The 22,508-nt window shown below is 73.8% G+C and carries 22 protein-coding genes; 10 read left to right on the forward strand and 12 right to left on the reverse strand.

Annotated elements, in window-relative coordinates:
* Positions 1-31: 31 nt before the first annotated feature.
* From proC to HZZ00_RS34485, 4 genes are all read right to left on the reverse strand, one after another.
* Positions 32-844, reverse strand: a complete 813-nt coding sequence (proC, locus tag HZZ00_RS34470) for a pyrroline-5-carboxylate reductase (protein ID WP_180329976.1) — start codon at positions 842-844, stop codon at positions 32-34.
* Between the two features lie 74 nt (positions 845-918).
* On the reverse strand, positions 919-1,704 hold the full coding sequence (locus HZZ00_RS34475) for a class I SAM-dependent methyltransferase (RefSeq protein ID WP_180329977.1): 786 nt from the start codon (positions 1,702-1,704) through the stop codon (positions 919-921).
* A gap of 55 nt (positions 1,705-1,759) precedes the next feature.
* The gene (locus HZZ00_RS34480) at positions 1,760-2,266 is read right to left on the reverse strand and encodes an EamA/RhaT family transporter (RefSeq protein WP_180329978.1); all 507 of its coding nucleotides are present in this window, start codon (positions 2,264-2,266) and stop codon (positions 1,760-1,762) included.
* Positions 2,267-2,325: 59 nt separating this feature from the next.
* Positions 2,326-2,580: an SH3 domain-containing protein gene (locus tag HZZ00_RS34485; RefSeq protein ID WP_070022507.1), complete on the reverse strand. Its 255-nt coding sequence runs from the start codon at positions 2,578-2,580 to the stop codon at positions 2,326-2,328.
* Positions 2,581-2,724: 144 nt separating this feature from the next.
* Here HZZ00_RS34485 and HZZ00_RS34490 point away from each other — a divergent pair, with 144 nt between their 5' ends.
* Complete coding sequence (locus HZZ00_RS34490) at positions 2,725-4,869, forward strand: serine/threonine-protein kinase (RefSeq protein ID WP_180329979.1); 2,145 nt, start codon at positions 2,725-2,727, stop codon at positions 4,867-4,869.
* Positions 4,870-4,924: 55 nt separating this feature from the next.
* Here the strand turns inward: HZZ00_RS34490 and ilvD are convergent, their stop codons facing one another.
* The 4 genes from ilvD to HZZ00_RS34510 form a co-directional block, all read right to left on the reverse strand.
* Positions 4,925-6,778 carry a dihydroxy-acid dehydratase gene (ilvD, locus tag HZZ00_RS34495; protein WP_180329980.1) on the reverse strand — a complete coding sequence of 618 codons (1,854 nt, stop codon included), beginning with the start codon at positions 6,776-6,778 and terminating at the stop codon, positions 4,925-4,927.
* Positions 6,779-6,890: 112 nt separating this feature from the next.
* Positions 6,891-7,514, reverse strand: coding sequence for a TetR family transcriptional regulator (locus HZZ00_RS34500; protein WP_180329981.1), 624 nt, complete (start codon positions 7,512-7,514; stop codon positions 6,891-6,893).
* On the reverse strand, positions 7,511-8,323 hold the full coding sequence (locus HZZ00_RS34505; RefSeq protein ID WP_180329982.1) for a sugar phosphate isomerase/epimerase: 813 nt from the start codon (positions 8,321-8,323) through the stop codon (positions 7,511-7,513). Before HZZ00_RS34505 ends, HZZ00_RS34500 begins: the two co-directional genes overlap by 4 nt.
* A gap of 79 nt (positions 8,324-8,402) precedes the next feature.
* Positions 8,403-9,335, reverse strand: coding sequence for a Ppx/GppA phosphatase family protein (locus HZZ00_RS34510; protein ID WP_180329983.1), 933 nt, complete (start codon positions 9,333-9,335; stop codon positions 8,403-8,405).
* A gap of 71 nt (positions 9,336-9,406) precedes the next feature.
* Here HZZ00_RS34510 and HZZ00_RS34515 point away from each other — a divergent pair, with 71 nt between their 5' ends.
* Complete coding sequence (locus HZZ00_RS34515; protein ID WP_070022501.1) at positions 9,407-10,246, forward strand: hypothetical protein; 840 nt, start codon at positions 9,407-9,409, stop codon at positions 10,244-10,246.
* Between the two features lie 230 nt (positions 10,247-10,476).
* Here HZZ00_RS34515 and HZZ00_RS34520 read toward each other — a convergent pair whose 3' ends face one another.
* Positions 10,477-12,243, reverse strand: a complete 1,767-nt coding sequence (locus HZZ00_RS34520) for a hypothetical protein (protein ID WP_257585522.1) — start codon at positions 12,241-12,243, stop codon at positions 10,477-10,479.
* 201 nt (positions 12,244-12,444) lie between these two features.
* Between HZZ00_RS34520 and radA the strand changes: the two genes are divergently transcribed.
* Together radA and disA are read left to right on the forward strand one after the other, a co-directional pair.
* Entirely contained in the window at positions 12,445-13,854 is a 1,410-nt protein-coding gene (radA, locus tag HZZ00_RS34525) for a DNA repair protein RadA (protein ID WP_180329984.1), read from the forward strand.
* An 80-nt stretch (positions 13,855-13,934) separates the two neighbouring features.
* Positions 13,935-15,059: a DNA integrity scanning diadenylate cyclase DisA gene (disA, locus tag HZZ00_RS34530; RefSeq protein WP_180329985.1), complete on the forward strand. Its 1,125-nt coding sequence runs from the start codon at positions 13,935-13,937 to the stop codon at positions 15,057-15,059.
* Between the two features lie 54 nt (positions 15,060-15,113).
* Here the strand turns inward: disA and HZZ00_RS34535 are convergent, their stop codons facing one another.
* Positions 15,114-15,938: a hypothetical protein gene (locus HZZ00_RS34535; RefSeq protein ID WP_180329986.1), complete on the reverse strand. Its 825-nt coding sequence runs from the start codon at positions 15,936-15,938 to the stop codon at positions 15,114-15,116.
* A gap of 179 nt (positions 15,939-16,117) precedes the next feature.
* On the opposite strand from HZZ00_RS34535, the gene HZZ00_RS34540 reads away from it, so the two are divergent.
* From HZZ00_RS34540 to cseC, 5 genes are all read left to right on the forward strand, one after another.
* The gene (locus tag HZZ00_RS34540; protein WP_180329987.1) at positions 16,118-16,993 is read left to right on the forward strand and encodes an A/G-specific adenine glycosylase; all 876 of its coding nucleotides are present in this window, start codon (positions 16,118-16,120) and stop codon (positions 16,991-16,993) included.
* Positions 16,994-17,280: 287 nt separating this feature from the next.
* Positions 17,281-17,820: a SigE family RNA polymerase sigma factor gene (locus HZZ00_RS34545; RefSeq protein WP_070022497.1), complete on the forward strand. Its 540-nt coding sequence runs from the start codon at positions 17,281-17,283 to the stop codon at positions 17,818-17,820.
* Entirely contained in the window at positions 17,808-18,467 is a 660-nt protein-coding gene (locus HZZ00_RS34550) for a hypothetical protein (protein ID WP_257585523.1), read from the forward strand. The genes HZZ00_RS34545 and HZZ00_RS34550 overlap by 13 nt, the downstream gene beginning before the upstream one ends.
* Before the next feature lie 55 nt (positions 18,468-18,522).
* Positions 18,523-19,230, forward strand: a complete 708-nt coding sequence (gene cseB, locus HZZ00_RS34555; protein WP_180329989.1) for a two-component system response regulator CseB — start codon at positions 18,523-18,525, stop codon at positions 19,228-19,230.
* A 13-nt stretch (positions 19,231-19,243) separates the two neighbouring features.
* Positions 19,244-20,602: a two-component system sensor histidine kinase CseC gene (gene cseC, locus HZZ00_RS34560; protein ID WP_180329990.1), complete on the forward strand. Its 1,359-nt coding sequence runs from the start codon at positions 19,244-19,246 to the stop codon at positions 20,600-20,602.
* A gap of 3 nt (positions 20,603-20,605) precedes the next feature.
* On the opposite strand, the gene HZZ00_RS34565 is transcribed toward cseC, so the two are convergent.
* The gene (locus HZZ00_RS34565) at positions 20,606-21,208 is read right to left on the reverse strand and encodes a TetR/AcrR family transcriptional regulator (protein ID WP_180329991.1); all 603 of its coding nucleotides are present in this window, start codon (positions 21,206-21,208) and stop codon (positions 20,606-20,608) included.
* Between the two features lie 117 nt (positions 21,209-21,325).
* Here HZZ00_RS34565 and HZZ00_RS34570 point away from each other — a divergent pair, with 117 nt between their 5' ends.
* On the forward strand, positions 21,326-22,087 hold the full coding sequence (locus HZZ00_RS34570; protein WP_219013978.1) for an SDR family oxidoreductase: 762 nt from the start codon (positions 21,326-21,328) through the stop codon (positions 22,085-22,087).
* Between the two features lie 32 nt (positions 22,088-22,119).
* On the opposite strand, the gene HZZ00_RS34575 is transcribed toward HZZ00_RS34570, so the two are convergent.
* Positions 22,120-22,452: a hypothetical protein gene (locus tag HZZ00_RS34575; RefSeq protein ID WP_180329992.1), complete on the reverse strand. Its 333-nt coding sequence runs from the start codon at positions 22,450-22,452 to the stop codon at positions 22,120-22,122.
* Positions 22,453-22,508: the final 56 nt, after the last annotated feature.

Below are 22,508 nucleotides of genomic sequence, written 5' to 3' on the forward strand. Positions count from 1 at the left end.
TGTCAACTCCGGGCCGGCCCCCGTTTCCGGGTCAGTCCTTCTTGCCGGTGGCCAGCTCGCGGCTGCGGTCGCGGGCGGCCTCCAGGGCGGCGATGAGGGCCGCGCGGACGCCGTGGTTCTCCAGCTCGCGGATGGCGTTGATCGTCGTACCGGCCGGGGAGGTGACGTTCTCGCGGAGCTTGACCGGGTGCTCGCCGCTGTCGCGGAGCATCACGGCGGCGCCGATCGCGGACTGGACGATGAGTTCGTGGGCCTTGTCGCGGGGCAGGCCGAGCAGGATGCCGGCGTCGGTCATGGCCTCGACCAGATAGAAGAAGTACGCCGGTCCCGAGCCGGACAGGGCGGTGCAGGCGTCCTGCTGGCTCTCCGGGACGCGCAGCGTCTTTCCGACGGCGCCGAAGATGTTCTCCGCGGTGGCCAGGTGGTCCGGGGTGGCGTGGGTGCCGGCGGAGATGACGGACATGGCCTCGTCGACGAGGGCGGGGGTGTTGGTCATGACGCGGACGACCGGGGTGCCGCCGGCGAGGCGCTCCTCGAAGAACGCGGTCGGGATGCCGGCGGCGCCGCTGATGACCAGGCGGTCGGCGGGGATGTGCGGGGCCAGCTCGTCCAGGAGGGTGCCCATGTCCTGCGGCTTGACCGTGAGGATCAGGGTGTCGGCGGTCTTGGCGGCCTCGGTGTTGCCGACCGGGGTGACGCCGTATCGGGCGCGGAGTTCTTCGGCGCGTTCCGGGCGGCGGGCGGTGACCAGGAGGTCGGCGGGGGCCCAGCCGGCCCGGATCATCCCGCTGAGCAGGGCTTCGCCGATCTTCCCGGTGCCGAGTACTGCGACTTTCTGGCTCATGCGGTTCAGTCTGGCACCGGTGCTCCGGGCGGCGGGGCGGTTGTCCGGTGGGCGGAACGGCGCGCCCGGAGGCGTCAGCGCTTCCTGGCCACCAGCAGCAGCACGTCGTACGTCTCCTCCACGACGCCGTCCGGGAAGACCTCCAGGAGGTGGCCGCGCTCCTCGTCGAGGAAGGCGGTGCGCCGGGGCTCGTCCAGGACCAGGAAGAGCGAGTGGCTGCCGATGTTGGCCAGGTGGGTGTCGAGGGTGACCCGGCGGCTCCAGCGGATCTTGTGGCGGGTGAAGTCGAGGCGGCCGCTCGGGTCGGCGAGGTCCAGCCGCTCGTCGGCCTTCGCGTACCGCTCGGCCGGGTCGAAGCCGAAGAAGCTGCCCTCGCGCTCCGCCGCCCGCGCGATCCACTCGATGTCGAAGGCGTCCGTGTTCCACCACAGCGCCAGCGCGCCGCCCGGTCGCAGCACCCGCAGCGCCTCCGGCACCGAGCGGGCCGTGTCGGTCCAGTGCCAGGCCTGGGCGTAGGTGAGGAAGTCCGTCGTGGCGTCGGCGAGGGGAAGGGCGTTGCCGTTGGCCCGCAGCAGCGGGATGTCCGGGTTGCCCCGGCGGAACTCCGCGGCCATGCCCTCGCCGGGCTCGATCGCGAGGACGTCCGCGCCGCGCGCGTGCAGCAGGGCGGTGGCGATGCCGGTGCCCGCGCCGACGTCCGCCACCCGCGCCCCGGACAGGGACCGGCCGGCCGTCTCCTCGATGGCGTCGAAGAGGGCGGGCGGGTAGGAGGGACGGTTGGCCGCGTACTGGGCGGCGGCCGCGTTGAAGGAGTGGGCGCGGGCGGAGCGCTCGGCGGCGGGCGGCTGCGTGGTCGTCATCCCCCCATGGTGCTCGGTGGCCGGTGCCGGCGACAGCGGCTTTCGGCTCGCCGGGTCAGCGGCGGCGCTTCTTCTTCGCCGGGTTGCCCGAGCGGCGGGTGGTGCGTGCGGCGTGCTCCGCGCGGGCCGTCTCGTACTCCTCGCGGTGCAGTCGCTCGCCCGGGGCCTCGGTGAGGGAGCGCAGGAAGTAGGCGAGCAGGATGCCGACGAAGCCGATGGCGAGCAGGCCGCGCAGGGAGGTCTGGCGCTGGGGGTCGGGGCGCTTGCCGAAACCGCCCCAGGTGTTGCCGAAGGCGAGCGCGGTGCAGATCGTGAACATGGCGACGACCAGCACGGTCACGAAGGTGCCGGTGCCGGCGATCTCGATGCCCTGGAAGGCGAAGCGCAGCACCAGGCAGGAGACGACCGCCGCGGCGAGGGAGCCGACGGCGACACCGGCGCGGCGCAGCGCGTAGCCGTCGTCGTGGTGCACCCAGGAGGTGCCGAAGAAGCGCAGGGGTTCGGGGCGAGGGCCGCCCGCGGGGCCCTCCGGGGTGCCCGGGGTGCCGGTTTCGTCGCTCACGCAACGATTATGGCGCCGGGCGGCGGAGGGGTCGCGGGCGGGGCGACGCCCGGCGGGGGTCAGCCGCAGCGGTCGGCCACGTAGCCGTCGCTGCCGGTGTGGACGTAGGCGTCGGAGACGAACTCGCCGTCGCTGATGTTGTCCCAGATGTTCGTGGTGCCGTACGTGCCGGTGACCGTGGTCCCCGGGGTCTGGCAGTAGATCGGCACCTTGGCGCCCTCGGGCAGGACCCGGGTGACGCCGTAGCTGGTGCCGGGGCCGCTGCGGACGTTCACGCGGACGCCCGGGGCGACCGGGTAATAACGGACGGACATGCGGTTTCCTCCCCCGTGAGTCCCATGGCTGCATGGGACTGCTGATTGGCGAACGGAGGTTAGCAAGCCGCCTCGGTCTCGTACGAGCCATCGACTAGGCTCCGTGCGTCGCGCGGACGAGGAGCACGGGGGGCGGTCCAGTCGATGACGCCACAGCGCAGCACCGGAGCGGGCACGGAGGCCGATATGCCCGAGTATGCCGGTCATTACCGCCTGGAGTCACGGCTGGGGTCCGGTGGCATGGGGGTGGTCCACCTCGCCCGCAGTACGTCCGGGCTGCGGCTCGCGGTGAAGGTCGTGCACGCCGAGTTCGCGCGGGACCGGGAGTTCCGGGGGCGGTTCCGGCAGGAGGTGGCCGCGGCGCGCCGGGTCAGCGGTGCCTTCACCGCGCCGGTGGTGGACGCGGACCCGGAGGCCGAACGGCCGTGGATGGCCACGCTGTTCATTCCCGGCCCGACCCTCTCCGAGCAGGTGAAGCAGCACGGGCCGCTGGACGCCGGGCAGTTGCGGCGGCTGATGGCCGGGCTCGCGGAGGCGTTGCGCGACATCCACCGGGTGGGCGTGGTGCACCGGGATCTCAAGCCGGGCAACGTACTGCTCGCGGAGGACGGTCCGAAGGTCATCGACTTCGGCATCTCCCGGCCCAAGGACAGCGAACTGCGCACGGAGACCGGGAAGTTGATCGGGACGCCGCCGTTCATGGCGCCCGAGCAGTTCCGGCGGCCGCGGGAGGTGGGGCCGGCCGCGGACATCTTCGCGCTGGGTTCGGTGCTGGTGCACGCGGCGACCGGGCGGGGGCCGTTCGACTCCGACAGTCCGTATGTCGTCGCCTATCAGGTGGTGCACGACGAGCCCGATCTGTCGGGGGTGCCGCGAGGTCTGGCGCCGCTCGTCGAACGCTGTCTGGCCAAGGACCCGGAGGACCGGCCCACGCCGGACGAGCTGATGCGGCAGCTGCGGTCGGTGGCGGCGGCGTACGACACGCAGGCGTTCATACCGGCGCAGCGGACCTCGGACGCCGTGGGTCCGGTGGACTCCGCCGTGGAGGTGCCGCGGTCCGCGGAGGAGGAGCAGGAGAAGGACGAGGGGGAGAAGAGGAAGTCGCGGGGCCGGGGCCTGCGGCCGGGGCGGCTCGCGGCCGTGGTGGCGGGGACGCTCGGGCTCGTGGCGGGCGGGGTGCTGGCCTCCGTGCACTGGCTGGGCGACGACGCGGGGCCGGGGAGCCCGCGGACGGCGGCGGTGGGGTTCGCCGGGTGGCGGACGACGCCGGTCGCCGGGCAGACGGCCGCGCCCCGGTGCGCCTTCGGCGCGGGGAAGCTGCTGTGCGCCGGCGCCGGGCAGGCGTACGCGCTCGACGCGCGCGGTGGCCGGGTGCTGTGGCGGCATCCCTTCGCGGGGGCGCGCTGGAGCGGGGCCCCGGTGGTGTCGGGCGGGCTGGTGCAGGTGCGCGACCAGGCCGGGGACGCGGTGGCGCTGGACCCGGGCACGGGCCGGACCCGCTGGCGGCGCGCCCTGCCCACGGGTGCCGGCACCCGGTACACGGCCACGACGCTGCTGATCACGGGCGCGGACGGCACGGTCACGGGGGTCGACGGCCGCTCGGGGCGGACGAGCTGGAGCCATCGGCTGCCGGGTGACGGCCGGCCGCGCGTCGACACCTTCCCGGGCGACGGGTCGGCCGGTGCGCCCGCCTATGCGACGACCACCAGCGCCGACGGCGGGAGCACCCGGGTCGTCGCCTTCGACGCGGCCACGGGTGCGGTGCGCTGGGAAGCCCGGCTGACCGGGCTGCTCCGGCCGGCCGGGGCCGAGGGCGGCACCGTGTACTTCACGGCGGCCGATCCGGTGTACGGCGACACCGATGCCGTGGTGCGGTACGACGCCGCGTCCCGGACCGCGCGCCGGGTGCCGCTGCCGGCGCCCCGGCCGGACGTGCACGCCGCCGTGCGCCGCGGTGTGGTGTACCTGCTGGACGTGAACGGCGGTCTGGACGCCGTGGACACCGGGGCCGGCGAGCGGCTGTGGCACCTGGAGACGTCGGTGAGCCGCGGCTCGGCGCCGGTCGCCGGGGACCGGTACCTGTACTTCTCGGCGGGGGACGGCCGGCTGCTGGCCGTGGATGTGCGCGGCGGGCGGCTCGCGGGGCAGACGCCGGCCCGGCCGGGGGCCGGTTCGGAGGGGGTCGCCGCGCTGCGGGCCGCGCCCGTCCTCGCCGCCCCGCAGGTGTACGGCACCGCTCCGGACGGCTCGGTGTTCGCGCTCGACGGGCGGGACCCGTCGGCCTGGTGAGACGGGAAGGGGCCGCTCCCCCGGGGGAGGCGGCCCCTTCCGGCTGTCGCGGGGATCAGCCGAGCTTGCTCACGTCGCGCACGGCGCCCTTGTCGGCGCTGGTCGCCATCGCGGCGTAGGCGCGCAGGGCGGCGGAGACCTTGCGCTCGCGGTTCTTCGGGGCGTAGGTGCCGTTCAGCTCCTCGGTGCGGCGGGCCAGTTCGGCGTCGTCCACCAGCAGTTCGATCGACCGGTTCGGGATGTCGATGCGGATGCGGTCGCCGTCCCGGACGAGGGCGATGGTGCCGCCGGAGGCCGCCTCCGGGGAGGCGTGGCCGATGGAGAGGCCGGAAGTGCCGCCCGAGAAGCGGCCGTCGGTGATCAGCGCGCAGCTCTTGCCGAGGCCGCGGCCCTTCAGGTACGACGTCGGGTACAGCATCTCCTGCATGCCGGGGCCGCCCTTGGGGCCCTCGTAGCGGATGACGACGACGTCGCCCTCCTTGACCTCCTGGGTGAGGATGCGCTGGACGGCCTCCTCCTGGGACTCGCAGACCACGGCCGGGCCCTCGAAGGTCCAGATCGACTCGTCGACGCCGGCCGTCTTGACCACGCAGCCGTCGACGGCCAGGTTGCCCCGCAGGACCGCGAGGCCGCCGTCCTTGGAGTAGGCGTGCTCGACGGAGCGGATGCAGCCGCCCTCGGCGTCGTCGTCCAGGGTCTCCCAGCGCTCGGACTGGGAGAAGGCCTCGGCGGAGCGGACGCAGCCGGGGGCCGCGTGCCACAGCTCGACGGCCTCGGGGGACGGGGAGCCGCCGCGCACGTCCCAGGTCTTGAGCCAGTCGGCGAGGGACGGGCTGTGCACGGCGTGCACGTCCTCGTTGAGCAGGCCGGCCCGGTGCAGCTCGCCGAGCAGGGCGGGGATGCCGCCGGCGCGGTGCACGTCCTCCATGTAGTACGTGCGGTTCTTGGCGACGTTGGGGGCGACCTTGGCGAGGCAGGGGACGCGGCGGGAGACGGCGTCGATCTGCTCCAGGCCGAAGGGGACGCCCGCCTCCTGGGCGGCGGCCAGCAGGTGCAGGATCGTGTTGGTGGAGCCGCCCATCGCGATGTCCAGGGCCATGGCGTTCTCGAAGGCCTGGAAGGTGGCGATGTTGCGCGGCAGGACGGTGGCGTCGTCCTGCTCGTAGTAGCGGCGGGTGAGGTCCATGACCGTGCGGGCCGCGTCGACGTAGAGCCGCTTGCGCGCGGTGTGGGTGGCGAGGACCGAGCCGTTGCCCGGCAGGGAGAGGCCGATGGCCTCGGTGAGGCAGTTCATCGAGTTGGCGGTGAACATGCCGGAACAGCTGCCGCAGGTCGGGCAGGCGTTCTCCTCGATGCGCAGGATGTCGGCGTCGGAGACCTTGTCGTTGGCGGCCTCGGAGATGGCGTCGATCAGGTCGAGGGAGCGGACGGTGCCGTCGACCAGGGTGGCGCGGCCGGCCTCCATGGGTCCGCCGGAGACGAAGACCGTCGGGATGTTCAGGCGCAGGGCGGCCATCAGCATGCCCGGGGTGATCTTGTCGCAGTTGGAGATGCAGACCAGGGCGTCGGCGCAGTGGGCCTCCACCATGTACTCCACCGAGTCCGCGATCAGGTCGCGGGAGGGCAGCGAGTAGAGCATGCCGCCGTGGCCCATGGCGATGCCGTCGTCCACGGCGATGGTGTTGAACTCGCGCGGGATGCCGCCCGCCTCGGTGATCGCCTCGCTGACGATGCGGCCGACCGGCTGGAGGTGGGTGTGGCCGGGCACGAACTCGGTGAAGGAGTTCGCGACCGCGATGATCGGCTTACGGCCGATGTCCGCGCCGGGTACACCGGAGGCGCGCATAAGGGCGCGGGCGCCCGCCATGTTGCGGCCGTGGGTGACTGTGCGGGACCTCAGCTCGGGCATCGTCGCTCGCTCCTCGATGGACAGTTCTGGCTTTCTCCGAGACTACGCCGCCGCTCCAAGGGATGGACACGGTTGTCCGCGATACGGGACGAGCGTTTCACCCCGGGTGGTGTCAGGGGTGCGTGAGGTGCCGCTGCACGACGGGTGCCACCTGTGCGACGAGCTGCTCCGGGTCGGCCGAGGCCAGCGGTTCCAGCCTGATCACGTACCGCAGCACGATCGCGCCCACCAGCTGGGCGGCGGCCAGCTGGGCGCGCAGTTCGGCGTCCGGCAGCCGCAGGCGGGCGGCGACGCGGTGGGTCAGCTGCTCGGCGACCAGGCGGCGGAAGACGGCGGCGGCGGTGTCGTCGGTGAGGGCGGAGCGGAGGATCGCCAGCAGCGGTGCCCGGGTCGCCGGGTTCTCCCAGACGCCGAACATGAAGCGGGCCAGCCGCTCCCCCACCGCCTCCGGCGGGCCCTCGGCCAGGGTGTCCGGGGCGCCCAGGGCGGGGGCGAAGGCGACCTCCACGGCCGCCGCGAAGACCTGTTCCTTGGTGCCGAAGTAGTGGTGGACCAGCGCGGGGTCCACGCCGGCCGCGCGGGCGATCCGGCGCACGGACGTCCGGTCGTAGCCGTGCGCGGAGAACTCCTCGCGGGCCGCCGCGAGGATGCGGTCGCGGGTGCCCGCGGAGTCGGTGCGCGGGGGCCGGCCGCGGCGGCGGGCGGCGGGGCCGGGCGCGTCGGCGGGGCCGGTCATCGCCGGGGGAGGCGGACGGCGGCGGCCAGGTGCTTGCGGGTGAAGGCCAGGGCCTCGGCGAGGTCGGCCTCGCGCTCGGCGCTCGACATCGCCCGCCGGGTGTTGACCTCGATGACGATGTGGCCGTCGAACCCGGAGACGGTCAGGTGTTCCAGCAGTTCGGCGCAGGGCTGGGTGCCGCGGCCCGGCACCAGGTGCTCGTCCTTGGCCGAGCCACGCCCGTCGGCGAGGTGCACGTGTCCGAGCCGGTCGCCCATGCGGTCGACCATCGCCAGGGCGTCGGTGCGGGCCGTCGCCGTGTGGCTGAGGTCGATCGTGAAGTGCCGGTAGTCGTCGCCGGTGACGTCCCAGGCGGGGGCGTAGGCGAGCATCTCGCGGTCGCGGTAGCGCCAGGGGTACATGTTCTCGACGGCGAACCGCACGTCGGTCTCGTCCGCCATCCGCCAGATCCCGGCGACGAAGTCGCGGGCGTACTGCCGCTGCCAGCGGAACGGGGGGTGTACGACGACGGTGGAGGCGCCCAGTTTCTCGGCGGCGGCCCGCGCCCGGCGCAGCTTGGTCCAGGGGTCCGTGGACCACACCCGCTGGGTGATCAGCAGACAGGGCGCGTGGACGGCCAGGACCGGGATGCCGTGGTAGTCCGACAGCCGGCGCAGCGCCTCGATGTCCTGGCTGACCGGGTCGGTCCACACCATGACCTCGACGCCGTCGTATCCCAGCCGCGCGGCGATCTCGAAGGCCGTCGCCGTGGACTCCGGATACACGGAGGCTGTCGACAGCGCGACGGGCACGTCCCTTGGTTCAGCCACGTCCGTCACCTTAAAGGGTCCGGTGGGGCGGGTGCCGGGTGCCGGTTCGCCGTTGTGAGGTTTGCCATGGGGCGCGTTTTCAGGCCGTGCCCATGTGGTCGAGGCGCCGCAGGATGACGCCCTCGCGCAGCGCCCACGGGCATATCTCCAGGCTCTCCACGCCGAAGAGGTCCATCGCGCCCTCGGCCACCAGGGCGCCGGCGAGGAGCTGGGCCGCCCTGCCGGCGGAGACGCCGGGCAGTTCGGCGCGCTGGTCGATGGTCATGGCCGACAGGCGCGGGACCCATGCCTCCAGGGACTCGCGCTTGAGTTCGCGCTGCACGTAGAGGCCCTCGGCGCTGCGGGCGGCGCCGGCGATGCGGGCCAGCTGTTTGAAGGTCTTGGAGGTGGCGACGACGTGGTCGGGGGCGCCGAAGCGGGCGAACTCGCCGACCGTGCGGGCGATCTCCGCGCGGACGTGGCGGCGCAGGGCGCGCACGTCGTCCGGGGCGGGCGGGTCGCCGGGCAGCCAGCCGGCGGTGAGCCGGCCGGCGCCGAGCGGGAGGGAGGCGGCGGCGTCCGGCTCCTCGTCGATGCCGAAGGCGATCTCCAGGGAGCCGCCGCCGATGTCCAGGACCAGCAGCTTCCCGGCGGACCAGCCGAACCAGCGGCGCACCGCGAGGAAGGTGAGGCGGGCCTCCTCGGCACCGGAGAGGACCTGGAGTCGTACGCCGGTCTCGTCGGCGACCCGGGCGAGGACCTCGTCGGCGTTGCTCGCCTCGCGGACGGCGGAGGTCGCGAACGGCAGCAGGTCCTCGACGCCCTTGTCCTCGGCGGCCTGGAGGGCGTCGCGTACGACGTCGACGAGCTTCTCGATGCCGGCGTCCCCGATGGCGCCGCCGTCGTCGAGGAGCTGGGCGAGCCGAAGGTCGGCCTTGTGCGAATGGGCGGGCAGCGGGCGCGCGCCGGGGTGGGCGTCCACCACCAGCAGATGCACCGTGTTCGAACCCACGTCCAGGACACCGAGTCTCATGTACGGAACGCTACTGCCAGAACGCGGCTCCTCGGTCCCCGGTCCGGGGGCGGGGCACTTACCCTGGACGGGTGCCAAAGACGAAAAAGGCGAAGTCGGCAAAAGCCGAAAAGGCGGACAAGGTACGCAAGGCTGCCAAAGCTTCCAAGGGGTCGAAGGTGAGCGACGAGAAGGGGCTCGACTTCGCGCGCGCGTGGGTGGAGTTTCCCGATCCGGCGGACGACGAGCAGGTCTTCCGCTGCGATCTGACCTGGCTGACCTCGCGCTGGAACTGCATCTTCGGCAGCGGCTGCCAGGGCATCCAGGCGGGCCGCGCGGACGACGGCTGCTGCTCGCTGGGCGCGCACTTCTCCGACGAGGACGACGAGAAGCGGGTCGCCGAGCACGTGGCCCGGCTCACGCCGGACATCTGGCAGCACCACGACGAGGGCGTGCGCGGCGGCTGGGTGTCGGAGGACGAGGAGGGGTCCCGGCAGACGCGGCCCTTCCAGGGGTCCTGCATCTTCCAGAACCGGCCGGGGTTCGCGGGCGGCGCGGGCTGCTCGCTGCACATCCTGGCGCTGAAGGAGGGACGGGAACCGCTGGAGACCAAGCCGGACGTGTGCTGGCAGCTGCCGATCCGGCGGACCTACGAGTGGATCGACCGGCCGGACGACACGCGGGTGCTCCAGGTGTCCATCGGGGAGTACGACCGCAGGGGCTGGGGTCCCGGCGGCCACGACCTGCACTGGTGGTGCACGTCGGCGACCTCGGCGCACGGGGCGGGCGAGCCGGTGTACGTCTCCTACCGCGCCGAACTCACGGAGCTGATGGGCAAGGCGGGGTACGACCGCCTGGTCGAACTGTGCGAGCAGCGCCTGGCGTCGGCGCTCCCGGTCGTGGCCCCGCACCCGGCGGACCCGGCACCGTAGCCGCTCGCCGCCGCCTGCGCCCGGGCTTCGCGCCGGGGCTTCCCGCCGCGGCCCGGAGAACCCCTCGGCGCCCGCCCGACCACGCACGGTCCGGGCGGGCGCCGAGGGGTTTTCGACATGGCTCGGCGTGTGGCCGGCCGGTGCCCGCGGGCACGCGGCCGCCGTTCCGGCAGGCCCCGAGCCGTTGACCGCCCGCTGACCCCGCACCTGCGACGCGCCGGCGTGGCTTCCTACGTCTCCGACGGGCTAGGCGTCTCGGTGGGGGTCGGCGGCGGAGGTGTGGGGGTGGGGGTGTCGGAGGGCGGTGGGGGCGTGGGTTCCGTGGGCGGGGAGGCCGGGGTGGTGGGCGGGGGTGCGGTGGGGATGCTCGGGGCCGGGGTGGGCGAGGGCGGTACGGGGTGGCGGCTCGGGGCCGTGCCGTAGCCGGTGATGGTGACCACCGCGCCGGCCGGGGAGACGGCCACCTGGGCGCGCCAGGGGCCCGAGGGCTCGCGGAGGTGGTCGACGTAGGCCTTCACCGTCACGGAGGTGCCGGGGTCGAGGGTGCCCGAGGACCGGCTCAGATAGAGCCAGGACGCTCCCGTGGTCGCCGACCAGCGCAGGGCGGACGAGCCGGTGGCCGTCAGGGTGATCAGGGTGGTGTCGCCGTCGTTCGCCGCGGTCACCGTCAGACCGCCGGCGGCGTCCGCGCCGGTTCCGGAGACGCCGCGCACCTCCACCGAGACGTCCGGCTTGCCGTCCTCGCCCGGACGCTTCACGCGCGCGCTGCCCGCGTTCTCGTAGCCGCCCGTGCCGCCGCCCCCGAACGTGTCGGGCCCCTGGGCCTCGCGGGTGGTGCCGTGGTGGCCGTCGCCCTCTCCGGCCGGCGCGCCCCGGTAGGCGGCCCACAGGGCGAGCACGGGTGCCGCCACCACCGTGGCGACCACCGTCGTCGTCACCGCGCGGGCGCGCAACCGGTCGCGGCGGGCCGCGCGGTCCTTCGGGTCCATCGGGAAGCCGCGGCGGTCGAAGCGGGGGGCGGCCGCGACCCGCGACCGGGAGAGCGCGGCGAGGGCCGCGCGGGGCGCCTCCAGGACCGGCAGCTCGGCGGGGGTGACCGTGGTGCCGGGCCAGCGGCCGGGGGCCGCGTGCTCGGCGGTGCGGCGGCAGCGCGGGCAGTCGTCGACGTGCCGGACCAGTTCGCGGCGCAGCGCCGTGGAGAGGATCAGCCGGTTGTCCCCGGTGAGGTGCGCGACGCTCGGGCAGCCTCCGGTCTCCACCACGGCGAGTGCGGTGCGGGTGCGCTCGACCTCGCAGGCGGCCGCGGCCAGCAGATCGCGGGCGGCGGCCGGTGCCATGCCGAGGACGGCGGCGACCTCGCCGGCGGTGAGGTGGTGGCGGACGGCGAGTTCCAGGGCCTCGCGCTGCTCGGGGGTGGTGCCGGCCGCCTCCGGCCAGGCGAGCAGGGCCAGTTCCCGGCGCCGCTGTTCCTGGAGCGGCGCGGGGAGGGCGGGCCCGGTCGGCTCCTGTCCGGCCGGCCTGCCGGTGCGGCCCGCCGCGTGCGCGGCCTGCCGCCTCTGTTTGGCCTCGGCCAGCTTGCGCAGGCACGACCAGCGGGCCAGCGCGTACAGCCAGGCCCTGCGCTCGCCGTCGGCGGCGGGGACGCGGTGCGCGCGCCGCTCGGCCAGCGCGAGGGCGTCGCCCAGGGCGGCGGTGGCCGCGTCGTGGTCGCACAGGATGGACAGGCAGTAGGTGAACAGGCCGTCCAGGTACGGCTCGTGGCACGCCGACGCGCGGCGGGCGATGGAGCGCGCGGCGGCCCGGTCGCGCGCCTCACGGGCCCTGCGGACATCGGGCGCCCCATGAGCGTCACGAGCGTCGTCCGCCTCGTGCGTCTCGCGCGGCTCGGGCGCCTGCGCACGGTCGCCGGGTTCACGCGTCTCGCGCGCCTTTCGCGCCCGGCCGTGCGCCCGGTACGCGCCGGTGGTGCGGGTGGTGGTCTCCGGGCTGCTGCTCATCACCCGTGCGACCGTAGGCCGCGGCGGAGCGTCCCTTCCGGAGCCTTGAGCTGTTTTAATCCGTACGGGTGAAACGATCCCTCATAAGGGGACAGGAACCCTTTGTCACACGGCTGAATAGGGACGGCCGGTGACCGGTACGGGTCCACCCACATGGCGGTCACCCGTCCCACTGTCAGTGCCGCGGGCTACGGTTTCCGCATGGCTGCCCGTACCAAGACCACCAAGGACCGCCCGTCCTACCGCTGCACCGAGTGCGGCTGGCAGACGGCCAAGTGGCTCGGCCGCTGCCCCGAGTGCCAGGCGTGGGGCACGGTCGAGGAGTACGGCGCGCCCGCCGTGCGCACCACGGCGCCCGGCCGGGTCGTGAACTCCGCGCTGCCCATCGGCCAGGTCGACGGCAGGCAGGCCACCGCCCGCCCCACCGGCGTGCCCGAGCTGGACCGGGTGCTCGGCGGCGGGCTGGTGCCGGGCGCGGTGGTGCTGCTCGCGGGCGAGCCGGGCGTCGGCAAGTCCACCCTGCTGCTGGACGTCGCGGCCAAGGCGGCGAGCGAGGAGCACCGCACCCTCTATGTCACGGGCGAGGAGTCGGCGAGCCAGGTGCGGCTGCGCGCCGACCGCATCGGCGCCCTGCACGACCATCTGTATCTGGCCGCGGAGACCGACCTGTCCGCGGTCCTCGGTCACTTGGACGAGGTCAAGCCGTCCCTGCTGATCCTCGACTCGGTGCAGACCGTCGCCTCCCCGGAGATCGAGGGGGCGCCCGGCGGCATGGCCCAGGTGCGCGAGGTGGCCGGGGCGCTGATCCGCGCGTCCAAGGAGCGCGGCATGTCCACGCTGCTGGTGGGCCACGTCACCAAGGACGGCGCCATCGCGGGCCCCCGCCTCCTGGAGCACCTGGTGGACGTCGTGCTGCACTTCGAGGGCGACCGGCACGCCCGGCTGCGCCTGGTGCGCGGTGTGAAGAACCGGTACGGCGCCACCGACGAGGTCGGCTGCTTCGAGCTGCACGACGAGGGCATCACCGGCCTCGCCGACCCCAGCGGCCTCTTCCTCACCCGGCGCGACGAACCGGTGCCGGGCACCTGTCTGACCGTGACCCTGGAGGGCCGCCGCCCGCTGGTCGCGGAGGTGCAGGCGCTGACCGTCGACTCCCAGATCCCCTCCCCCAGGCGCACGACGTCCGGCCTGGAGACCTCCCGGGTGTCGATGATGCTGGCCGTGCTCGAACAGCGCGGCCGGATCAGCGCGCTCGGCAAGCGGGACATCTACTCGGCGACGGTCGGCGGGGTGAAGCTGTCCGAGCCGGCCGCCGACCTGGCGATCGCCCTCGCGCTGGCCTCCGCGGCGAGCGACACCCCGCTGCCGAAGAACCTGGTCGCCATCGGCGAGGTGGGCCTGGCGGGCGAGGTGAGGCGGGTCACGGGCGTGCAGCGCAGACTCGCCGAGGCGCACCGGCTGGGCTTCACGCATGCCCTGGTGCCGGGCGATCCGGGGAAGATCCCGCCGGGGATGAAGGTGCTGGAAGTCGCCGACATGGGAGATGCGCTGCGGGTCCTGCCCCGCTCCCGTCGCCGAGAGGCCCCACGGGAGGCGGAGGACCGCCGGTAGACTTTGCCCAGGTCTCGCCCGTCCGTACGAACCGCGTGCGGGTACGGGAGCGCGTCAGAACCTGCGACCGGAGGAGTGCAGTGGCAGCCAACGACCGGGCAGCAGCTCCCGGAAAGTCCGGTGGGAGTGCCGGTTCCGATCGCCTGATGCGCGCCTCGCTGAGCGCCGTGGCACCCGGTACGGCCATGCGGGACGGCCTGGAGCGCGTGCTGCGCGGCAACACCGGCGGACTGATCGTGCTCGGCTCCGACAAGACCGTAGAGGCGATGTGCACGGGCGGGTTCGTGCTGGACGTGGAGTTCACCGCGACCCGGCTGCGGGAGCTGTGCAAGCTGGACGGCGGCATCGTGCTGTCGTCGGACCTGTCGAAGATCCTGCGCGCGGGCGTCCAGCTGGTCCCGGACCCGACGATCCCCACGGAGGAGACGGGCACCCGGCACCGCACGGCGGACCGGGTGAGCAAGCAGGTCGGCTTCCCGGTGGTCTCGGTCTCCCAGTCGATGCGGCTGATCGCGCTCTACGTCGACGGTCAGCGCCGCGTCCTGGAGGACTCCGCGGCGATCCTCTCCCGCGCGAACCAGGCGCTGGCCACGCTGGAGCGGTACAAGCTGCGCCTGGACGAGGTGGCGGGCACGCTGTCGGCGCTGGAGATCGAGGACCTGGTGACGGTGCGGGACGTGTCCGCCGTCGCGCAGCGCCTGGAGATGGTCCGGCGGATCGCCACCGAGATCGCCGAGTACGTGGTGGAGCTGGGCACCGACGGCCGCCTCCTCGCCCTCCAGCTGGAGGAGTTGATCGCGGGGGTCGAGCCGGACCGGGAGCTGGTGGTGCGGGACTACGTGCCCGAGCCGACGGCGAAGCGTTCCCGCACGGTGGAGCAGGCCCTGGCCGAGCTGGACGCGCTCACCCAGGCGGAGCTGATCGAAGTCGGCACGGTGGCGCGGGCGCTGGGCTACACCGGTTCGCCCGAGACGCTCGACTCCGCGGTGTCCCCGCGGGGCTTCCGGCTGCTGGCCAAGGTGCCGCGGCTGCCCGGCGCGATCATCGACCGGCTGGTCGAACACTTCGGCGGGCTCCAGAAGTTGCTGGCCGCGAGCGTGGACGACCTCCAGACGGTGGACGGCGTGGGCGAGGCGCGAGCGAGGAGCGTCCGCGAGGGCCTGTCCCGCCTGGCCGAGTCCTCGATCCTGGAGCGGTACGTCTAGGGCCTCTCGTCTGGATCGCGCCGGGCTCGCGGGGCCTGGTCCGAACGGAAGACCCTAGTCCGCCGACAGCACGAACGACGCCGTCAGCTTTCCGTAGCCCGGGGTCTTGGCCTCCAGCAGATACGTGCCCGCCTTCGCCGGACCGCCGGACGGCGTCGCGCAGTGGGCGGCGCTCGGGCGGCGGTCCCACTGCACGGTGTACGTGATGCTCTTGCCGGCCGGCACCCGGAACGGCAGGTTGCCCGCGCCCTTGGGGCAGTCGGCGGAGGACCAGAACGCGTCGTCGGTGTCCGCGGGCGTGATCGTCAGCACCGCGTTCTTCGGCCCGAGGTCGACCTTGCAGTCGGCGGACGAGCCGTTCTTCGCGGTGAGTTCGAAGGTCGGCGTCTGGTCGGGCGAGTAGGAGTTGTGCAGGCTCCGCAGGCTCAGCGACACCGCCCCGGCCGCGCAGTCGGGCAGCGGGGAGGAGCCGGGGAGGGCGTCGCCCGCGACGACCCCGCCGCCGGCGGCGGAGCCGGCACCCGAACCGCCGGTGCCCGAACCGCCGTTGCCGGAACCGGAATCGGAACCTGAGCCCCCGCCGTCACCCGGAGCGGAACCGGAACCCGACCCCGACCCCGAGTCCGCGCCCCCCGACTCGTCGCGCCCGCCCGGGTGTTGGCTGTAGGCGGGGCCCGACCCGGACGGGCCGGGCGTGATGGTGTTCGCGGGATTCTTGCCGCCGGACGCGCTGGTGCCCTTCTTTCCGCCCCCGCCCCCGGCGGTGACGAACCAGGCGATCAGCAGCGCCACCACGGCGACCACCGACAGCAGGATGGCCCTCCGACGCCAGTAGATGGAGGAGGGAAGCGGCCCGACCGGATTGCGCAGAGATCCCACGCCCAAACTCTACGAGAGATCGGCGCGCGGCCTTGCGCCACCCGCCGTACGCGCGGCAACTTTTCCGGATCATCATTCCGGCAACTGGCCCGGCAGGCACGGTTCTTCACTTCCCGGCACGCTCGGTGACCGCGCGGTCACCCGCGCCACCCGGCGCGGCGTGGCAGGATCGGAAGGCCATGACTGAGAAGCTCCACGCCCCCGTGATCGCCTGGTTCGACACCCACGCCCGCGACCTCCCCTGGCGCCGCCCGGAGGCGGGCGCCTGGGGGGTGATGGTCAGCGAGTTCATGCTCCAGCAGACCCCGGTGAACCGGGTGCTGCCCGTCTACGAACAGTGGCTCGCCCGCTGGCCGCGCCCCGCCGACCTGGCGAAGGAGGCTCCCGGCGAGGCGGTGCGCGCCTGGGGCCGGCTCGGCTATCCGCGCCGTGCGCTGCGGTTGCACGGCGCCGCGGTCGCCATAACGGAACGGCACGGCGGGGACGTACCGACGGAGCACGCGCAGCTGCTCGCGCTGCCCGGCATCGGCGAGTACACGGCCGCCGCGGTGGCCTCGTTCGCGTACGGGCAGCGGCATCCGGTGCTGGACACGAATGTGCGACGGGTGCTGGCGCGGGCGGTGACGGGGGTGCAGTACCCGCCGAACGCGACCACGGCGGCCGAGCGGCGCCTCGCCCGCGAACTGCTGCCCGAGGAGGAGTCGACGGCCGCGCGCTGGGCCGCCGCCTCCATGGAGCTGGGCGCTCTGGTGTGCACGGCGAAGAACGAGGGCTGCGGGCGCTGTCCGATCGCCGCGCAGTGCGCCTGGCGGCTGGCCGGCAAGCCGGAGCACCAGGGGCCGCCGCGCCGGGGGCAGACGTACGCCGGCACCGACCGGCAGGTGCGCGGCAAGCTGCTGGCCGTGCTGCGGGAGGCGCACGCGCCGGTGCCGCAGGCGGTGCTGGACCGGGTGTGGCACGAGCCGGTGCAGCGGGCCCGCGCGCTCGACGGTCTCGTCACCGACGGTCTGGTGGAGCCACTGCCGGGCGGCCTGTACCGGCTGCCGCTGACCTGACGCCCAGACAGATCACAGCGGGCGCGCCTCTGTTACGGAGGCTCGTGACCAAGTAGCCCCCAATAAAAGCCCCATACCCGGACATAGCAGCCTGCCCCTTTACCCGCTTCCTACGTCCGTTACACAACCGACGGATAGCCGATTGCTAGCCGCAGGCTGGTGCGCACAGCCTCGTGACAACGACTGCCTACCTTCTTGTTCGTGCCCGGCGGACCACCGGGACGGACAGCAGGACGGCGGGACTTCGGCGGGGAGCCGGAGCACACGGGGAACGGAGGCGGTTGAACATGGCCCAGGGCGAGGTGCTCGAATTCGAGGAGTACGTCCGCACCCGGCAGGACGCGCTGCTGCGCAGTGCGCGTCGACTGGTGCCGGACCCCGTCGACGCCCAGGACCTGCTGCAGACCGCGCTGGTACGGACGTACGGCCGCTGGGACGGCATCGCCGACAAGCGGCTCGCCGACGCCTATCTGCGCCGGGTCATGATCAACACGCGGACCGAGTGGTGGCGGGCGCGCAAGCTGGAGGAGGTCCCCACCGAGCAGCTGCCGGACGCCTGCGTGGACGACTCCACCGAGCAGCACGCCGACCGCGCCCTGCTGATGGACGTCCTGAAAGTCCTCGCACCCAAGCAGCGCAGCGTCGTGGTGCTGCGACACTGGGAGCAGATGTCCACGGAGGAGACGGCCGCGGCCCTCGGCATGTCGGCCGGTACGGTCAAGAGCACACTGCACCGGGCGCTCGCCCGGCTCCGTGAGGAGCTGGAGGCCCGCGACCTGGACGCACGGGCGCTGGAGCGTGAGGAGCGGGAGCGTTGCGCGGCCTGACCGGGCCCGGGCCGGAACCGGCCCGCGGGAGTTTGCTGGCGGTGATCGCGGCGGTGGCCTCGGTCACCGCCCTCGCCCTTTTCGCCGCGGCGTGCGGCACGGGCGGGATGGGGGCGCGGGACGAGGGCCCGGCACACGCCTCGGCGGTGGGCGGGGCCGTCGCCTCCCCCTCACCGTCGCCGTCCGATCCGGACAAGTACCGGAAGGTGGACGCCGTACGGCTGCTCAAGCAGGACCCGGCCGTCTCGGCCGCGGTCAAGCGGGAGCTGAAGCCGTGCAGCGGCGACGAGTACCCGGTGGACGTCTCGTACGGCGATCTGACCGGGAACTCGGTGGACGACGTGGTGGTCAACGTGCTGACCTGCGCCGACGCGGTCGGGATCGGCTCGTACGTGTACCGGGAGGAGTCCGGCGTCTTCAAGAACGTCTTCCGGACCGAGGAGTCCCCGGTCTACGCGGAGATCGACCAGGGGCGGCTCTCGGTGACGAGGCAGTATTACGAGAAGGGCGATCCCATCTCCAGCCCGTCCGGTGAGATCGTGACGCCGTACACCTGGAAGACGGGACGGTTCGCGCCCGGCAAGAGCGTGCGCAACGAGTACAGCAAGTCGGCCGGCGAGGTTCCGTCGCCCGTGCCGGACAACTGACCTGGCGCGCCCCACATCACGACCAGCACCGTTACGAGGACAGAGAGCACCCGGGATGGCAGACCAGACCCACGTTCTGTTCGTCGAGGACGACGACGTCATCCGCGAGGCCACCCAGCTCGCGCTGGAGCGGGACGGCTTCGCGGTCACGGCCATGCCCGACGGCCTGTCGGGCCTGGCGGCGTTCCGGGCGAACCGCCCCGACATCGCCCTGCTCGACGTCATGGTCCCGGGCCTGGACGGCGTCAGTCTGTGCCGGCGGATCCGGGACGAGTCGACCGTGCCGGTGATCATGCTGTCGGCGCGCGCCGACTCCATCGACGTCGTCCTCGGCCTGGAGGCGGGCGCGGACGACTACGTGACCAAGCCCTTCGACGGTGCCGTGCTGGTCGCCCGGATCCGGGCGGTGCTGCGCCGCTTCGGGCACGCGGGCGGCTCCCACCACCCGGAGGAGACCGGGTCCGCGGTGCAGGGCGGCTCCACCCTGACCTTCGGCGACCTGCGGATCGACACCGACGGCATGGAGGTGCGCCGGGCCGGGGAGCCGGTGGCGCTCACCCCCACCGAGATGCGGCTGCTGCTGGAGTTCTCCTCCGCGCCGGGCTCGGTCCTCTCCCGCGACAAGCTCCTGGAGCGGGTGTGGGACTACGGCTGGGGCGGCGACACCCGGGTGGTCGACGTGCACGTGCAGCGGCTGCGCCAGAAGATCGGCCAGGACCGCATCGAGACCGTCCGTGGCTTCGGCTACAAACTGAAGGCCTGAACGGAGCGGCGGCATGCGGGGGTTTCTTCGCCACCCGGTCCGGCGCATGGAGCGCGTGGGCCTGCACACCGGGATCAGATGGAAGCTGAGCGCGGCGATCGCGCTGGTGGCCGGGCTGGTGGCGGTCGCGCTGAGCCTGGTCGTGCACAACGCGGCCCGGGTCTCCATGCTGGACAACGCGCGCGACCTGGCCAACGACCGGGTCCTGCTGGCCCAGCGCAACTACGAGCTGTACGGGCGGACCAACTTCCCCGACATCAAGATCGACGACCCGGCGCTGCCGCGCGCGCTGCGGCAGAAGGTGGCGGCCGGGCGGCGGGCCAGCGACGTCTCCGACCACGGCTCGAAGCCCCCGGACATCTGGGCCGCCGTACCCGCCAAGGACGGGCATGTGCTCTCCTGGCACAGCCACTTCCCCGACCGGTCCCTGGGCGTGATGAACGACCTGGACCAGGCCCTGGTCATCGGCTCCATCGCGGTCGTCCTCGGCGGCAGCGCGCTCGGCGTGCTGATCGGCGGGCAACTGTCCGGGCGGCTGCGCAAGGCGGCGGCCGCGGCGAACGAGGTCGCCCGTGGCGAGACCGACGTACGGGTGCGGGAGGCGATCGGCGGCGTCGTACGGGACGAGACCGACGATCTCGCGCGGGCCGTGGACGCCATGGCGGACGCGCTGCGGCAGCGGCTGGAGGCCGAGCGGCGGGTCACCGCGGACATCGCGCACGAACTGCGCACCCCGGTGACGGGACTGCTGACGGCCGCCGAGCTGCTGCCGCCGGGCCGGCCCACCGAGCTGGTGCTGGACCGGGCCAAGGCGATGCGCACGCTGGTCGAGGACGTGCTGGAGGTGGCCCGCCTGGACAGCGCCTCGGAGCGGGCCGAGCTCCAGGACATCCTGCTCGGCGAGTTCGTGGCCCGGCGGGTGGCCGCCAAGGACCCGGAGATCGTCGTGCGCGTCGTCCACGAGTCCATGGTGACGACCGATCCGCGGCGCCTGGAGCGGGTGCTGTTCAACCTGCTCGCCAACGCCGCGCGGCACGGCCGGCCGCCGATCGAGGTGAGCGTCGAGGGCCGGGTGATCCGGGTCCGCGACCACGGCCCCGGCTTCCCCGAGGAGCTGCTGGCCGAGGGTCCGAGCCGGTTCCGCACCGGCAGCAAGGACCGCGCGGGCAAGGGGCACGGCCTGGGCCTGACCATCGCGGCCGGCCAGGCGCGGGTCCTCGGCGCCCGCCTCACCTTCCGCAACATCCGCCCGATCGGCACCCCCGCCCATCTGCCCGCCGAGGGCGCGGTGGCGGTCCTCTGGCTCCCCGAGCACGCGCCCACCAACACGGGCAGCTATCCGATGCTGCCGCTGTCGGGGAGCACCGGCTGAATCTCAGGCCCTCTCGACAAGGGCCTGGCCGAGCAGCGCGTCGGTGAGCCGCAGTGCGGTGGGCCGGTCCAGGGGGGCGTGGCCGAGCAGGAAGCGGTACCAGAACAGGCCGTAGAACTGGTCGACCAGCAGATCGACGTCCTGGCCCGCCGGGAGTTCGCCGCGTTCGCGGCCCCGCTCCAGGACCGCGCGCACCGCGGCCCGGCGGGACTCGGTGAACGTCCGCAGCAGTTCGGCCAGCCGCGGGTCCCCGGCCGCCTCGCGGACCAGCGTGCGCAGGGCCGGGCCGGAGGGCGGCCGCTGCGCCGCATCGAAGGTGGCGGTCACCAGGGCCCGCAGGTCGTCCCGGAGGCTGCCGGTGTCCGGCGCGGGTACGTCCTGGGCGGCCCGGTCCAGCAGCGCGTCCAGCAGGACGGCGCCCTTGGACGGCCACCAGCGGTACAGGGTCTGTCTGCCGACGCCCGCGGCGCGCGCGATGGTCTCCACGGTGACGGGGGCGCCGTCCGCGTCGGCGAGCAGGCCGAGGGCGGCGTCGAGGATCGCCCGGCGGGCGGCTTCGTTGCGGCGCCGCCCGGTGTGCGGGCGCGGTTCCCTGGTGTCGTGCACGTGCCACTTCCTCTCGAAACCCCCTTGACGAGACTAACGGTCTCGGCAACGCTTGGCGAGACCGACGTTCTCGGCAACAGGCCGGAACCCGGTGACGCCTCGGGAGAGAAGCCACTCATGAGCACTCCGCACACCCCTGCGCACCCCCTCGCCGGACAGCGTGTCGTCGTCATGGGCGGCAGCTCGGGCATCGGCGAGGCGACCGCCGCGTTCTGCGCGGCGGACGGCGCGGAGGTGATCATCACCGGTCGCGGCCAGGACCGGCTCGACGCCGCGGTGGCGCGGCTCGCCGACCGGGGCGGGAAGGTCTCGGGCCACCGGCTGGACGCCTCGGACCGGGCCGCGCTGGACGCCTTCTTCGCCGGGTCCGGCACCGTCGACCACCTGATCGTCGCCCTCAGCGGCGGCAAGGGTGCCGGCCCCTTCGCCGAGCTGGACCTGGCGGACCTGGCGGCCGGTTTCGACGGCAAGTTCTGGCCGCAGGTCCAGGTGCTCCAGGCCGCGCTGCCCGCGCTGCGGCGGGACGGCTCGGTCACCCTGGTGACCGCCGCGTCCGCCCGCGCCGCCATCCCGGGCACCGCCGGTCTCGCCGCGATCAACGGCGCCCTGGAGGCGATGATCCCGCCGCTCGCCGTCGAACTGGCCCCGCTGCGGATCAACGCGGTCGCCCCGGGCATCGTCGACACCCCCTGGTGGGACGACAAGCCGGCCGAGCAGCGCCAGGCCATCTTCGAGGACATCGCCGCCGCCACCCCGGTGGGCCGGGTCGGCCGTCCCGAAGACATCGCCCGCGCCCTGCACATGCTCGCCGCGAACGGCTTCGTGACCGGCGTCGTCCTGGAGGCGTCCGGCGGCGCGGGCCTGTCGACGAAGCGCTGACGAGGGGGCGCCGCCGGGTCCGGCTCGTTCCCTCAGCCCTGTCCGACAGGGCCCTCGACCAGTTTCACGAGCGGGGCGAGGACACGGGCCAGGTCACTGCCCGTGGTGATCACCTGCCGGTCCTGCCAGGTGCGCTCGGTGCGGGAATCGACGAAGAGCAGTGAGGTGCCTCCCGATTCCCACACGTACAGCTTGCCCAGGCGCTCGTCCGACTCCAGCGTGAGGATCACTGCCGTCGCCTTCGGGCGACGCCCGGCCGCGGTCCCAGGGGCCGGCCCGTGCACCGTGACGCCGATGCCACGGGTGCGGAGGCCGGGTTCGCTCGCGGCGAGCCACTGCGCGAGCCATCGGTGGATCTCGTCCATCACACCCCTCACGACATGGGCAAAGGCCCCCGGGGCGGACACGCGCCGGGGGCCTT

Origin of the sequence: Streptomyces sp. NEAU-sy36 (genome assembly GCF_013423905.1) — a bacterium.
In the GTDB taxonomy this organism is placed as follows: domain Bacteria; phylum Actinomycetota; class Actinomycetes; order Streptomycetales; family Streptomycetaceae; genus Streptomyces; species Streptomyces misionensis.